General features: G+C 73.6%; 13 protein-coding genes and 1 tRNA gene. 4 read left to right on the forward strand and 10 right to left on the reverse strand.

The window, feature by feature from the left end:
• Positions 1-7: 7 nt before the first annotated feature.
• Genes G6038_RS06930 through G6038_RS06940 form a run of 3 tightly spaced genes read right to left on the reverse strand, consistent with a single transcriptional unit; the run spans position 8 to position 1,828 of the window.
• Positions 8-544 carry a hypothetical protein gene (locus G6038_RS06930; RefSeq protein WP_165036889.1) on the reverse strand — a complete coding sequence of 179 codons (537 nt, stop codon included), beginning with the start codon at positions 542-544 and terminating at the stop codon, positions 8-10.
• Complete coding sequence (locus G6038_RS06935; protein ID WP_165036891.1) at positions 541-1,122, reverse strand: hypothetical protein; 582 nt, start codon at positions 1,120-1,122, stop codon at positions 541-543. The genes G6038_RS06930 and G6038_RS06935 overlap by 4 nt, the downstream gene beginning before the upstream one ends.
• Positions 1,123-1,153: 31 nt before the next feature.
• A complete protein-coding gene (locus G6038_RS06940) occupies positions 1,154-1,828 on the reverse strand; it encodes a TVP38/TMEM64 family protein (protein ID WP_346772760.1) in 675 nt (224 codons plus the stop codon).
• A 215-nt stretch (positions 1,829-2,043) separates the two neighbouring features.
• Between G6038_RS06940 and mutA the strand changes: the two genes are divergently transcribed.
• Genes mutA through meaB form a run of 3 tightly spaced genes read left to right on the forward strand, consistent with a single transcriptional unit; the run spans position 2,044 to position 7,176 of the window.
• Positions 2,044-3,903: a methylmalonyl-CoA mutase small subunit gene (gene mutA, locus G6038_RS06945; protein ID WP_165036893.1), complete on the forward strand. Its 1,860-nt coding sequence runs from the start codon at positions 2,044-2,046 to the stop codon at positions 3,901-3,903.
• On the forward strand, positions 3,904-6,150 hold the full coding sequence (gene scpA, locus G6038_RS06950) for a methylmalonyl-CoA mutase (RefSeq protein WP_165036895.1): 2,247 nt from the start codon (positions 3,904-3,906) through the stop codon (positions 6,148-6,150). It begins immediately after the preceding gene.
• Between the two features lie 6 nt (positions 6,151-6,156).
• Complete coding sequence (gene meaB, locus G6038_RS06955) at positions 6,157-7,176, forward strand: methylmalonyl Co-A mutase-associated GTPase MeaB (protein ID WP_165036897.1); 1,020 nt, start codon at positions 6,157-6,159, stop codon at positions 7,174-7,176.
• Here meaB and G6038_RS06960 read toward each other — a convergent pair.
• The 6 genes from G6038_RS06960 to G6038_RS06985 form a co-directional block, all read right to left on the reverse strand.
• Positions 7,173-8,549, reverse strand: coding sequence for a CoA transferase (locus tag G6038_RS06960; protein ID WP_165036899.1), 1,377 nt, complete (start codon positions 8,547-8,549; stop codon positions 7,173-7,175). The genes meaB and G6038_RS06960 overlap by 4 nt on opposite strands.
• A 21-nt stretch (positions 8,550-8,570) precedes the next feature.
• Positions 8,571-9,515 carry a sulfite exporter TauE/SafE family protein gene (locus G6038_RS06965; protein ID WP_165036901.1) on the reverse strand — a complete coding sequence of 315 codons (945 nt, stop codon included), beginning with the start codon at positions 9,513-9,515 and terminating at the stop codon, positions 8,571-8,573.
• 284 nt (positions 9,516-9,799) lie between these two features.
• On the reverse strand, positions 9,800-11,044 hold the full coding sequence (locus G6038_RS06970) for a saccharopine dehydrogenase NADP-binding domain-containing protein (RefSeq protein WP_165036903.1): 1,245 nt from the start codon (positions 11,042-11,044) through the stop codon (positions 9,800-9,802).
• Positions 11,045-11,069: 25 nt separating this feature from the next.
• Complete coding sequence (locus G6038_RS06975; protein ID WP_165036905.1) at positions 11,070-11,441, reverse strand: DUF2784 domain-containing protein; 372 nt, start codon at positions 11,439-11,441, stop codon at positions 11,070-11,072.
• Between the two features lie 47 nt (positions 11,442-11,488).
• Positions 11,489-11,887, reverse strand: coding sequence for a universal stress protein (locus G6038_RS06980; RefSeq protein ID WP_165036907.1), 399 nt, complete (start codon positions 11,885-11,887; stop codon positions 11,489-11,491).
• Positions 11,888-12,027: 140 nt separating this feature from the next.
• Entirely contained in the window at positions 12,028-13,470 is a 1,443-nt protein-coding gene (locus tag G6038_RS06985) for an SDR family oxidoreductase (protein WP_165036909.1), read from the reverse strand.
• Between the two features lie 149 nt (positions 13,471-13,619).
• Here G6038_RS06985 and G6038_RS06990 point away from each other — a divergent pair, with 149 nt between their 5' ends.
• Positions 13,620-13,844, forward strand: a complete 225-nt coding sequence (locus tag G6038_RS06990; RefSeq protein WP_165036911.1) for a PLDc N-terminal domain-containing protein — start codon at positions 13,620-13,622, stop codon at positions 13,842-13,844.
• Positions 13,845-13,920: 76 nt separating this feature from the next.
• Here the strand turns inward: G6038_RS06990 and G6038_RS06995 are convergent.
• A tRNA-Leu gene (locus tag G6038_RS06995) sits at positions 13,921-14,006 on the reverse strand.
• Between the last annotated feature and the right edge of the window lie 19 nt (positions 14,007-14,025).

Consider the following 14,025-nt stretch of genomic DNA (forward strand, 5'->3'; position numbering starts at 1 on the left):
GGGCCGTTCAGGTGAGCAGGCCCCGCCCGACCCCGCACGCCGCGATCGCCCACAGCACGCTGGTGAAGGTGCCGATGATGAACTGTTCGGAGGCCTGGGGTTCGCGCAGTTCGGGGTAGCGGGCCAGGCCCTTGACGGCCAGCACGACGGCGATGCCCTCCGGCCAGCCGGACAGGATCGCGGCGGCGACCGCCGCCCGCTCGAGCAGGCCGATCACCCGCCCGCCGCGCAGCGGCCCGGGCGGCGGTTCGGGGCCGGCCGGCGACGGCGAGGGGGCCGGTCCCGCGTCGGGCTGGCGGCGGGCGATGCGGAACGAGGCCAGCACGGCGGGGGCGCCCCCGGTGACCGCGGCCAGGGTCGTGAGCACCAGGGTCGCGGCGAGGGCGGCGCCGTGCACGGCGGGGGTGGCCGTCGCGGTGAGGGCGGCACCGGCGAGCGCCGCGGTGGCGAGCCCGGCGACGAGCCACACGGGGGCGCCGCGGCGCAGGCTCAGGGCCGGGGCGAGCGCGGCGACGGCGAGCAGAACCAGGGTGACGACGGTCAACGGTCGGCCCTTTCCAGGAGGCGGCGGGCGAGGTCGCGGCCGGCCGGTTCGGCCTGCCAGCCTGCGGTGGCCAGGCGCTGCGACACCGCCTGGGTGCTGATGCCGAGCCGCGCGGCGGCCTCGGCCTGCGTCAGCCCGGCCCGGACGAGGTCGACGGCCTCGTGCCCGGCGTCGGACCGGCGGGTCACCAGCAGCGCCACCAGGGTGAGGGCGGCGTCCGCGTCGGCGGCCGCGGCGGCGTCCGGTCCCTCCACGGCGACCCGCGCGGGGGCGTTCTTGGCGCGGTCGACGGCGCGGCGGGCGTGTTCGAAGGCCGGTCCCCGGCCGGCGCGGGTCTGCGCCGGCAGGGGCTGTTCGACGGCGCCGATGCCGATGCCGACACTCCAGTGGCCGCGGCGGACGAGGTCGAGGGCGAGATCGACGACGACGGCCGGGTCGTCGGCGACGGCCTGGACCTCGTCGCCGGCGGTGCGTTCGAACGGTCGCAGCAGCTCGGCGTCGCGCAGCTCGGTGAGCAGGTCCGCGACCCGGTCGACGTCGCGCCGGCTGCCGCGCTGGTCGACAGTCAACACGAACATCCCTCAAGGATGCAGCCTTGAATGCGTATAATCAAGGTTTCAGGCTTGAGGAATCGGGTGCGGGGCGGGGTGCCGGGAGGCGCGACTCGAGCCACAGTCCCGACGCGCCGAGGGCGATGCACACCGCCGAGACCGCCAGCAGTGCGGGATCGGTCCGTCCCGTCAGGGCGTCGCCGAGCAGCACCACGCCCACGGTGCCCGGCAGGATGCCGGCGACCGTGCCCAGCGTGTACGGGACCAGCCGCACCGACGAGACCCCGCAACAGTAGTTGACCACCGCGAACGGCAGCGGCGCGATCAGCCGCAGCGACCCCACCGCGAGCCAGCCCCGGCGGGCCAGCCGCTCGTCGACCGCCTGTGCCGTCGGATGATTCAGGTGAGCCTCGACCACGCCACGACCGATCGCGCGCACCAGCAGCAGCGCCAGCACGGCGCTGACGGTCGTGGCGGCGACGGTCACCGCGATCCCGGTGGCCGACCCGAACAGCACCCCGGCGCTGAGGGTGAACACCGTCCGCGGGAACGGGGCCACGGTCACCACGGCGTGGATCAGGAAGAACAGCAGCGGGAAGAGCGGCCCGGCCGACTCGGCCCATGCCCGCACCTCGCCGACCGACGGGTGGGGGAGCAGCAGGGCGACGACCGCGAGCGCGGCCAGGACGGCGAGGGCGCCGAGGATCCGGCGGTCCCGCAGCATCCTCGTCACGAACGGTCACGATACCGGGGCCGGGGGCCGGACGAGCGGTCGCCTCGGCACCCGGTAGATTCCTTAGGCGACGACATTATCGATCGCTAGGGAAACTGTGGTGATCCCCACAATAGGGGCGGCGTGTATGCGGCTAGCATCACATCGAGATCGGTTTAAGGTTTCCCACGGCCGTGTTCGGCGAGCCCGCCCGCTGCGTACGAGAGGACCCTCACGTGTCATTAGCTTCAGAAGCCGAGGACGCTGCGCGCGCCTACGCGCAGTGGCAGGAGGCGGTGGCGGGGGTGCTGGCCAAGTCCCGCCGCGTCGACCCCGCGGAGCTCGGACCGGAACCGCAGCGGCTGCTCGCGACCACCACCTATGACGACGTCGCCGTCGCCCCCCTCTACGGCGTGCGCGACGAGCGTCCCGAGGCGCCGCTGCCCGGCTCCTTCCCGTTCGTCCGCGGCGGTTCGGCGACCCGCGACGTCAACACCGGCTGGCTCGTCAGCGCCCGCTTCGGCGACACCGCCGGTGACGTGAACGAGCGCATCCTCGACGCCCTCGAGAACGGCGTCAGCGCCCTGTGGCTGCGCGTCGGCACGGACGGCGTCGCGATCGCCGACCTGCCCGCCGCGCTCGACAAGGTCCTGTTCGACCTCGCGCCGGTCACCCTCGACGCCGGCGCCGACACCGCCGCCGCCGCGGCTGCCCTCTACGCCCTGCTCGATGCGCGCACCGACGTCGCCGACCGCGCCGCCGTGCGCCTGCACCTCGGTGCCGCGCCGCTGACCAGCGCGTTCTCGGGTCGGGCCGACGTCACCGTCGCCCAGGCCGTCGAACTCGCCCACACCGCCGCGGACCGCGCCGAGACCGTGCGGGCCCTCACCGTCGACGGCACCGCGTTCCACAACGCCGGTGCCGCCGACGCCGAGGAACTCGGGGCCGCCGTCGCCGCCGGCCTCGAGTACCTGCGCGAGCTGACCGGCAGCCGCCAGTCCGCGGCCCGTGCGCTCGGCCAGATCGAGTTCCGGCTCGCCGCCACCGACGACCAGTTCCAGACCATCGCCAAGTTCCGGGCCGGCCGGCAACTGTGGGCCCGCATCGCGCAGGTCGTGGGGGCGGCCGACGCCGGCCACGCCCCCCAGCACGCCGTCACCTCCGCCGCGATGATGACCCAGCGCGACCCCTGGGTGAACATGCTGCGCACCACCCTCGCCGCGTTCGGCGCCGGCATCGGCGGCGCGGACGCGGTCACCGTGCTCCCGTTCGACACCGCCCTGGCGGCCGGTGCGCTCGGCGTGTCGGAGGCCTTCTCCGCGCGCATCGCCCGCAACACCCAGTTGCTGCTGCTCGAGGAGTCCAACCTCGGCCGCGTCCTCGACCCGGCCGCCGGGTCCTGGTACGTCGAGGAACTCACGGCGCAGATCGCGGCCAAGGCGTGGGAGTTCTTCCAGCAGATCGAGGCGGCCGGCGGCTACCGCGCCGCCCTCGACGACGGCCTGATCGGCGAGCGCATCGCCGCCACCCGCGCCCGCCGGGACTCCGACATCGCCCACCGCCGGACCGCGGTGACCGGCGTCAACGAGTTCCCGAACCTCGCCGAGGCGCCGCTGCCCACGGAGACCGCCGGCGCCGACGTCGCCCGGTACGCCGCGGCGTTCGAGGCGCTGCGCAACCGCTCCGACATCCATCTCGCCGCGCACGGCGCCCGGCCCCGGGTGCTGCTCGCCCCGCTCGGCCCGATCGCCGAGCACAACATCCGCACGACGTTCGCCGCGAACCTGCTCGCCTCCGGCGGCATCGAGACGGTCAACCCCGGCCCGCTGTCCGTCGCCGACGACAGCATCGCCGCCGCCGTCCGCGACTCGGGCGCCGCCGTCGCCGTCGTGTGCGGCACCGACAAACGCTACGGCGAACACGCCGGCGCCGCGGTCACCGCGCTCCGCGACGCCGGGATCGGCACCGTCCTGCTCGCCGGACCGGAGAAGGCCGTGAGCGAGACCACCGGCGCCGAGCGCCCGGACGGGTTCCTCACCGCCAGGATCGACGCGATCGCCGCGCTGACCGACCTGCTGACCACCCTGGGAGCGTAAGTGAGCATCGAACACGAGATCGGCAGCTTCGCCGACGTCCCGCTGACGGATCCGGCGGCGCCGGCTCCCGCCGCCCCCACCGAGGAGCAGGCCACGGCGCTCGTCGACTCGGTCGCCGCCGCCAACCACTACACGACCGATCAGGTGGTGTGGTCCACGCCCGAGGGCATCGACGTCAAGCCCGTCTACACCAAGGCGGACCGCGACCGGATCGTCGCCGAGGGTTACCCGCTGGGCAGCTACCCGGGCCTCGAGCCGTTCGTCCGCGGCCCGTACCCGACGATGTACGTCAACCAGCCGTGGACCATCCGCCAGTACGCGGGCTTCTCCACGGCCGCCGAGTCCAACGCCTTCTACCGGCGCAACCTCGCGGCCGGGCAGAAGGGCCTGTCGGTGGCATTCGACCTGGCCACCCACCGCGGCTACGACTCGGACCATCCCCGGGTGCAGGGCGACGTCGGCATGGCCGGGGTCGCGATCGACTCGATCCTCGACATGCGGCAGCTGTTCGACGGCATCGACCTGTCGCAGGTGTCGGTGTCGATGACCATGAACGGCGCCGTCCTGCCGATCCTGGCGCTGTACGTCGTCGCCGCCGAGGAGCAGGGCGTCAAGCCCGAGCAGCTGGCCGGAACCATTCAGAACGACATTCTGAAGGAGTTCATGGTCCGCAACACCTACATCTATCCGCCCAAGCCGTCGATGCGGATCATCTCCGACATCTTCGCCTACACCAGCGCGAACATGCCGCGCTTCAACTCCATCTCGATCTCCGGGTACCACATCCAGGAGGCCGGTGCGACCGCCGACCTCGAGCTGGCCTACACCCTCGCCGACGGCGTCGAGTACCTCCGCGCCGGCCTCGACGCGGGCATGGAGATCGACAAGTTCGCCCCGCGCCTGTCCTTCTTCTGGGCCATCGGGATGAACTTCTACATGGAGATCGCCAAGATGCGTGCCGGCCGCCTGCTGTGGGCCGAGCTCGTCGAGAAGTTCCACCCGAAGTCGGCCAAGTCCAAGTCGCTGCGCACCCACTCGCAGACCTCCGGCTGGTCGCTCACCGCGCAGGACGTGTTCAACAACGTCGCCCGCACCTGCATCGAGGCGATGGCCGCGACCCAGGGCCACACCCAGTCGCTGCACACCAACGCCCTCGACGAGGCGCTGGCACTGCCGACCGACTTCTCCGCCCGCATCGCCCGCAACACCCAGCTGCTGCTGCAGCAGGAATCGGGCACCACCCGGCCGATCGACCCGTGGGGCGGCTCGTACTACCTCGAGTGGCTCACCCACGAGCTCGCCAACCGCGCCCGCAAGCACATCGCGGAGGTCGAGGAGGCCGGCGGCATGGCCCAGGCCATCTCCGAGGGCATTCCGAAGCTGCGGATCGAGGAGGCCGCGGCCCGCACCCAGGCGCGGATCGACTCCGGCCGCCAGCCGGTGATCGGCGTCAACAAGTATCAGGTCACCGAGGACCACGAGATCGAGGTCCTCAAGGTCGAGAACTCCCGCGTGCGGGCCGAGCAGATCGCCAAGCTCGAGCAGCTGCGCGCCGACCGTGATCCCGAGGCCGTGCAGGTCGCGCTGGACGCGCTGACCCGCGCCGCCGGCTCGGCCGACGGCGGCCCGGACCACAACCTGCTGGCCCTGGCCATCGACGCGGCCCGCGCCAAGGCCACCGTCGGCGAGATCTCCGACGCCCTCGAGAAGGTGTACGGGCGGCACCAGGCCGAGATCCGCACCATCAGCGGGGTCTACCGGGACGAGGCCGGAAAGGCGGGCAACATCAGCACGGCAACCGAACTCGTCGAGAAGTTCGCCGAGGAGGAGGGCCGCCGGCCGCGCATCCTCGTCGCGAAGATGGGGCAGGACGGTCACGACCGCGGACAGAAGGTGATCGCCACCGCCTTCGCCGACCTCGGCTTCGACGTCGACGTGGGACCGCTGTTCCAGACCCCCGAAGAGGTCGCGAACCAGGCGGCCGACAACGACGTGCACGTCATCGGCGTGTCGTCGTTGGCCGCGGGACACCTGACCCTGGTGCCCGCGCTGCGGGAGGCCCTCGCCGAGGTGGGCCGCCCGGACATCATGATCGTCGTCGGGGGCGTCATCCCGCCCGGCGACTTCGACGAGCTGTACCAGGCCGGGGCCGCGGCGATCTTCCCGCCGGGCACCGTCATCGCGGACGCCGCGGTGGGCCTGCTGCACAAGCTCGCCGACCAGCTCGGTCACGACCTGGGAGCCTGACCCGGCATGGGCAGCACCCCGGTCGGCAGTCCCACCCGTCGGCCCGCGGTCGACGTCGACGCCCTCGCCGAGGCCGTGCTCGCCAACCGGCGGGCCGGCCTGGCGAAGGCGATCACCCTGGTCGAATCCACCCGGGACGACCACCGCGAGCAGGCGCAGCAACTGCTGCTGCGCCTGCTCCCGGAGGCGGGCGGCGCGATGCGCGTGGGCATCACCGGCGTCCCCGGCGTCGGCAAGTCCACCTTCATCGACGCGTTGGGCATGTACCTGCTCGGCAAGGGCCACCGGGTGGCGGTGCTCGCGGTGGACCCGTCGTCGACCCGCACCGGCGGCTCCATCCTCGGCGACAAGACGCGCATGGCCCGGCTGTCGGTGCAGCGCGACGCCTACATCCGGCCGTCCCCGACGGCCGGCACCCTCGGCGGCGTCGCCAAGGCCACCCGCGAGACGATGGTGCTGCTCGAGGCCGCCGGATTCGACGTGATCCTCGTCGAGACCGTCGGCGTCGGGCAGTCCGAGGTCACCGTCGCGAACATGGTGGACTGCTTCACCTTCCTGACCCTCGCCCGCACCGGCGACCAGCTGCAGGGCATCAAGAAGGGCGTCCTCGAACTCGCCGACCTCGTCGCGGTGAACAAGGCCGACGGGCCGTTCGAACGCGACGCGCGGGTCGCGGCCCGTGAGCTCGCCGGCGCGTTGCGGCTCGTGCACCCGCACGACGCGGTGTGGAAACCACCGGTGATCACCATGAGCGGCCTCGAGGGCGCCGGCCTGGACACGTTCTGGGACACCGTCCTCGAACACCGCCGGGTGCTCACCGAGGCGGGCCTGTTCGAGGAGAACCGGCGCCGCCAGCTGGTGGACTGGACCTGGACCATGGTGCACGACCAGCTGCTGCGCCGGCTCGAGACCAACTCACGGGTGCGCGCGCTCCGCGGCGACGTCGAACGCGCCGTGCGCGACGGCTCGCTCACGGCAGCCCTGGCCGCCCAGCAGATCCTCGACGCGTTCGACGCCGCACCCTAGACCACCGGAGCCGGGGCCCAGGCCGCCGGATCGGCGCCCCACGCGCGGGCCGGGAACGGATAGTCCGGATACTCGGCGAGCGCCGGCCGGGCCGCGGTCACCGCCGCGTGCGTGGCCACGGTGTCCGCGCCGGGGTTCGCCGGCGCCGCCGGATGCGGGTCCCGGCCGGGCGCCCGCAGCAGCCACGCCCCGGTGCGGGCCAGGGCGACCGCCGCGTCGCGGCCCCGCCCGTCCCGGAGCCGAGCGGTGAGCGCGTCGAGCACCCCGGCCGCGAGCAGGTAGCCGCTCGCGTGGTCGAGCGCCTGCGCCGGGAGCGCTGCCGGCGCGTCCGGGCGGCCCTCGGCGACGGCGATCCCGGAGGCGGCCTGCACGATCGAGTCGAAGCCGCGCCGGGGCGCCCACGGTCCGGACCACCCCCACGCGCACACCCGGCCGTGCACCAGGCCCGGCCGCGTCGTGCCGGGTACGCCGATCAGCGCGTCGAGCGCCCCGGGCCGGTAGCCGGTGAGCAGGACGTCGGCGTCGGCGAGCAGGCGGCGGCACGTCTCCCGGCCGCGGGGCGTGCGCAGGTCCAGCAGCGCGGTGCGCTTGCCCTGCCCGTTCTCGGCGTGCTGCCAGGCGATCTCGGGCAGCGCGGGCGGATCGACGCGCAGCACGTCCGCCCCCAGCAGGGCCAGCGCCCGGGCGGCGACGGGACCGGCGATCACCCGGGTCAGGTCCAGCACCCGGATCCCGCTCAGGGGCCGCGCCGGATCGCCGCCGGAGCGGGTCTCGCCGGCACCGTCGGACCGGGCGAGGATCCGTACCAGCGGGCCCGCCGCCGCGCCCCGGCCCTGCGGGCTGGTGGCCCACTCGTGCTCGGTGCGCACCCGCCCCGCGATCGCGTCGTGCGCGGCGGCCGCGTCCTCGACCGCCGCGGCGGGCAGCTGCCGGATCCGGGCGGCGCAGTGGTCACGGCCCGCATCGTCCGGCAGGTCGAGTGCGCGGAGCAGACGCACGCGGTGGTGCGGGTAGTTGGCGTGGGTCCGCACCCATCCGTCGGCGGCGGCGAAGAACCCGGACAGTGCCGCGAACCCGTGAACGGGCCGGCCGGCCAGGCGCAGCATCCGGTCCCCGGCGAACGACGCGGCGATGCGCTCCGGGTCGAGCCGCGCCCCCTGCGGCTCGAGCCCGCGGGTGCGGCGGTAGCGGTCGGCGGCCGCCGCGAAGGCCGCCACGGCCCCCGTGGCGAGGTCGACCACCGGCAGCCGGGCGGCGAGGAACTGCCCGGCCGGGGCGCAGCGGAGGCCGGCGGCCAGGTCCGCCGGGACGTCGAGGCCGGCGTCGGCGAGGGCGGCGCTGTAGTCGTCGAGCAGGGCGAGGGGGCGCGTCATGCGCCGAGCCTAGAGCGATGCTCAGCTCGTGCGGTCCGCCGCCGGCTCGCGCAGTTCGGGGCGGGCCGGCTCGAGGCGTTCGAGCGCACCGGCGGATTCGGCGCGGGTGAGCCGGGAGCGGCGCCACGAGACCGTGAGCAGCGCGATCCAGCCGGCCACGATCAGCAGATACAGCAGGGTGGCGGCCGTGCCGGCGATCTCGAACGACGTGCACAGCTTCTGCGCGTTGGTCAGCACGATGACACCGCCGACGGCGGTGCCGAGCAGGGTGGCCGGCACCCGGCTGACCAGCCATGCCGCGATCGGCGCGGCGATCGCCCCGCCGAGGGCGAGACCGGCCACGACGAGGAGGTTGCCGAGCGACTCCCGGCCGAGACCGACGAGGAAGCCGACGCTGGCGGCGAGCGCGACGAGGAACTCGGAGGCGCTGACCGAGCCGATCACCGTCCGCGGGGCCGTCTTGCCGCGGGAGAGCAGGGTGCTCGTGGTGATCGGCCCCCATCCACCGCCGCCGCTGGCGTCGATGAACCCGCCGAACAGGCCCAGCGGGGACAGGAACCTGGCCGAGTGCGGCGAGGTGCGGGCGTGCGCGACGGCGGGCGGCCGGACGGAGAACCGCAGCGCCACATAGACGCCGATGGCGAGCAGGATCGTCGACGTCACCGGGATCGCGGCCTCGGTGGACAGGCTGGAGAGCACGGTGGCGCCGAGGAACGCGCCGACGGCGCCGGGCACGCCCAGCTTCGCGACCACCCCCCAGTCCACGTTCCGGAACCGCCAGTGCGAGGCGCCGGAGACGAGGGTGGTGCCGACCTCCGCGAGGTGCACGGCGGCGCTGGCGTGTGCGGGGCCGATCCCGCTGAAGATCAGGAGGGTGGTGGCGGTGACACCGAAGGCCATGCCGAGGGCACCGTCGACGAGCTGGGCGCCGATACCGACGAGCGTGAACACCAGGAGAGCGAACATGCAGAAGACTCCGACCACGAAGGAGCGAACCGGGGGAGGGAGGGGCGGCGGACGCCGCTCAGCAACACTCCTGGTCGAAGCACGCGCCCCGTCGGGTGGGCCAGAACGCCATCAACGCGAGCAGGGTGGCCGGAGCCGCCGCGATGCTCGTCGCCTGCACGTTGGTGTCCCTTCGCCGGTCTGCTGTTCGCCGCGCTCGCGACGATCCGTCCGAGCATAGCCGGTCGTGCGCGGCGGCGGCATCTTCGGGCGGTGTGGCGCGCCGGGGATGCCGCCGCGGCCGGTCACGGCAGGCGCCGGGCCGTGATCTCGAAGCCGGCGGCACGCAACCGGTCGGTGAGCACGTCCCCGAAGGCCGTCGCGGGGGTGAGCACCCCGCCGCCCGCGTGGAGCCGGTCGCCGCCGAGAACCAGCGACAGCGCCGACTCGCCGAGCATCACCGCGGTCGCCTTGTACCCGGGATCGCCCTGGGCGGCGACGCGGGCGGTGTAGCGGGCACCGGTGCTCGTCGTGGTGAACAGGTCGATGGTGAAGAAGCCGCGTTCGCGCGCCGACTCGGACGGGCCCTGCCCGGGCGCGGGCAGCACCTTGTCGAGCAGGAACCGGGTCGGGGGGAACGCCAGGCCCGCCACCAGCGCGCCGAAGCCGGCCGCGACGCCGGTCGCCACGAGGGGCGACAACCGCGACGAGCCGACGTTCATCACCTCCCGGTAGCGGAACCGCGGCCCGTACGCCCAACCGGTGAGCGCGTTGCTGCGGCGCACCACCCGCGTGTTGTAGGGGCCCATGAAGAACGGCGCGAGCCGGCCGGACAGCTCGGGGGCGACGGACTTCCCGTCGACGGTCGCCAGGTCGTTCTGCCGCCCGAGGTCCGGCTCGCGGGACCGGTCCGGCGACAGCGAGTACGGGGCGAGGGCGACCTTGCGCGCCTCGGCGTCCCGGCGTACCACGTCCACCTGGGTGCGCATCGAGTCGATCGTGCCGCCGCTGACGCCGCCCCGCATCGCCCGCACCACCAGGGTCGTGTCGGTCAGCTCGCCGGCGCCGTCGGCCTGCACGGCCCGGTGCAGCGCGTGCACGCCGAGGTCGGAGGGGATCGAGTCGAATCCGCAGGAATGGACGATGCGGGCGCCGGTGCGGCGGGCCACGTCGTCGAACCGGTCGATGCTCTCGCGGTGGAACAGCACCTCGCCGGTGAGATCGACGTAGTCGGTGCCCGCCTCGGCGCAGGCCTGCACCAGCGGCAGCCCGTACTTGGCGTAGGGCCCGACCGTCGTGACCACCACGCGGGTCCGGGCGGCGAGGGCGGTGAGCGACTGCGGGTCGCCGGCGTCGGCCTCGAGCACCGGCCAGGTCGCCGCGGCGGCGCCCAGCCCGGTGCGGATCCGTTCGAGGCGCTCGGCGGAGCGGCCGGCGAGCGCGATGCGCACCCCTTCGGGGGCGTGCTCGGCGAGGTAGGCGGCGGTGAGCCGGCCGACGAAGCCGGTGGCGCCGTAGACGACGATGTCGAGATCGCGGGAGGCAGTCATGCGCCATACCCTACTGCCGGGTAAGTCAGGATGCGACGCGGCTCACACGGCGGCGTCGCAGCCACCAGCCGAGCCAGGACACGACGATCGTCACCGCCACCGCGGCCCGCACGAGCCCCACCGCCGATTCCGGGTAGATCACCCCGGTCAGGTAGTGGTCGATGAACCCGCTCGGTGGCAGGCCGGCGATCCCGGCGCGGCGGCGCGCCCAGTTCTCCAGATCGGTCAGCGGGCAGTCGAACCCGACGAGGACGGTGGCGAACCCCCACACCACCGCCACGACGTGCAGCACCAGCGTGCGGGGCCACCGCCACGCCAGGAAACCGCCGAACGTCACATACAGCAGGAAGGCCAGGTGCACGACCACGGTGACGTCGGCCAACAGCCGGTACGCCATGCCGCCAGCCTAGCCGGATCGGGCGGGGGAGCGGCCGTTCCGGGCGGCTATTCCGCGTCCGCGCCGGTGCCCTTGACGACGAGGACGGGCACGGGCACCTCGAGCAGCAGCCGCTGCAGGCGTCGTTCCAGCAGGAACTTGCCGAGCGCGTTGCGGTCGCGGCTGCCCACCACGAGACGTTCCGCGCCGGACCGCCCCACCAGGTCGACGAGGGCGCCGACCGGGTCCCCGTCGTGCACCGCCGTCCGCAGCTCCCACCCGTCGGCGCCCAGGGCGGCGGTGACGTCCGTGCGGACCGACTCGAGTTCCCGCTGCCCGGACGGCCCGTCGTCGTCGACCGCGACGAGCACGAGGGTCGTGCCGTCGCCGTGCGCGGCCTCGCGGGCGGCCGTGGCGAGCGCGGCATGTCCTTCCGGGGTGTCGGCGTGGACTACGGCAACAGGCATGGGATCCTCCGGAGGCGGCGGTGACGGGTGCCTTCCAGTATCCCCGTCCGGGGGTGCCCCGGCCGCTCCCGGCGGTGTGGAACTGGTCTCCACCTGCGGGGACATGTCGGATCGGTCTTACCCGCCGGGTGCGGGCACGCTCACCACGGGGCCGGGCGGTAGTCCTTGAGGAAGCAGCCGTACAGGTCCACCCCGGCCTCGCCCTGCACGATCGGGTCGTACACGCGGGCCGCCCCGTCGACGAGGTCGAGCGGGGCGTGGAAGCCCTCGTCGGCCAGGCGCAGCTTCGTGTGGTGGGGTCGTTCGTCGGTGATCCAGCCGGTGTCGACGGCGGTCATGAGGATCCCGTCGGCGCGCATGTCCTCGGCGCTGGTGCGGGTGAGCATGTTCAGCGCGGCCTTGGCCATGTTGGTGTGCGGGTGCCCGGCGCCCTTGTACCGGCGCCCGCCGAACTGCCCCTCCATCGCCGAGACGTTCACCACGTACGTGCGCCGGGCCGGGGATGCCGCCAGGGCCGGTCGCAGCCGATTGACCAGGATGAACGGGGCCACGGAATTGCACAACTGCACCTCGAGCAGTTCCAGCGGCTCGACCTCGCCGACCGTCTGCACCCAGCTGTTGGTGTGCACCAGGTCGGGCAGTAGGCCGCCGGCGTCGACCGCGACACCGGCAGCGATCCGTTCGGGGGACGCCGACCCGGCGACCAGGGCGAGCGAGGTGAGCGACCCGGCGGTCAGCTCGGACGGCAACGAGCCGGCCAGCGCGGCCGGATGGGCGTCCGAGGACTTGCCGAAGGTGAGCACCTCCGGCAGCGGACCCGCCGGCAGCGGGCCGGACTCCGCCCCGGCGAGGGCGGAGTACGCGCCGGGGGAGCGGCGCACGGTCTGGGCGGCGTTGTTGACGAGGATGTCCAGCGGACCCTGCGCGGCCACGTCGTCCGCGAGCGCCACGACCTGGGCGGGGTCGCGCAGGTCGATGCCGACGATCCGCAGCCGGTGCAGCCAGTCGGGGCTGTCGTCCATGGCGGCGAAACGGCGGATCGCGTCGTTCGGGAAGCGGGTCGTGATCGTCAGGTGGGCGCCGTCACGCAGCAGCCGCAACGCGATGTACATGCCGATCTTGGCGCGGCCGCCGGTGAGCAGAGCCCGCCGTCCCGTCAGATCGGTACGGGCGTCCCGTTTCGCGTGGTTCTCCGCGGCGCAGCGCGGGCACAGCTGGTGGTAGAACGCATCGACCCGGGTGTACTTGTCCTTGCACACGTAGCAGGCCCGCGGCCGGATCAGGGTGCCCGCGCTCGCCCCCGGTGCGTTCGAGCTCAGCGCGATCCCGGCCGTCTCGTCGTCGATGCGGGTGGGCGATCCGGTCGCCGTCGTCGCGAGCACCTGCCGGTCGGCAGTGGCCTTGGCCTGACGGGTCTCGTTGCGGCGCAACCGCTTGAGCTTCTTGAACATGCTCCCGACGGCGCGCTGCACCGTCACCGAATCCGGATGGTCGGCGTCGAGCTCGTCCACGAGGGACAGGACGCGGAGGCAGGTGGCGAGGTCGGTCGGGTCGATACCCGACGCGTCGGTGTGCGAAGTCATGGGCCTGTTCGTCGTGTGGTGCGGTACCGACCGATGGTATCCGGCGGTTCGCGCGGGGCCGACCCCGTGGGACCTGTGGCCCTGCCGGCGGCGCCCGAAACCTGGCAGGCTCGGGCCGGCAGGGATCCTCGACCCAAGGAGAGACGACGATGACCGCACGCCGCCGCCCGCAGTTCCGCGACCTGTCCCCGTGGCAGCAGACGCTCGTTCTCACGCTCGCCTGCGTGCAGCTCTCGCTCGCGGCGACGGCGTGGATCGATCTGGCGCGGCGCCCGGCGGACAAGGTCGCGGGCAGCAAGGCGAAGTGGGCTGCGATGATCGCCGTGAACTGGGTCGGTCCGATCGCGTACTTCCGTCGCGGCCGGATCGGCTGAGCGGCTCCGGCGCCGCAACGGCGAAGGCCCCGAACCTGATCGGTTCGGGGCCTTCGCCGTCTGTCTCAACTCAGAGTGTCCGAGGGGGGACTTGAACCCCCACGTCCGTTAATAGGACACTAGCACCTCAAGCTAGCGCGTCTGCCATTCCGCCACTCGGACCTGCTCCGCTCCCACTTCC

Source organism: Rhodococcus sp. 14C212, assembly GCF_011058195.1.
Lineage (GTDB): Bacteria > Actinomycetota > Actinomycetes > Mycobacteriales > Mycobacteriaceae > Rhodococcus > Rhodococcus aetherivorans.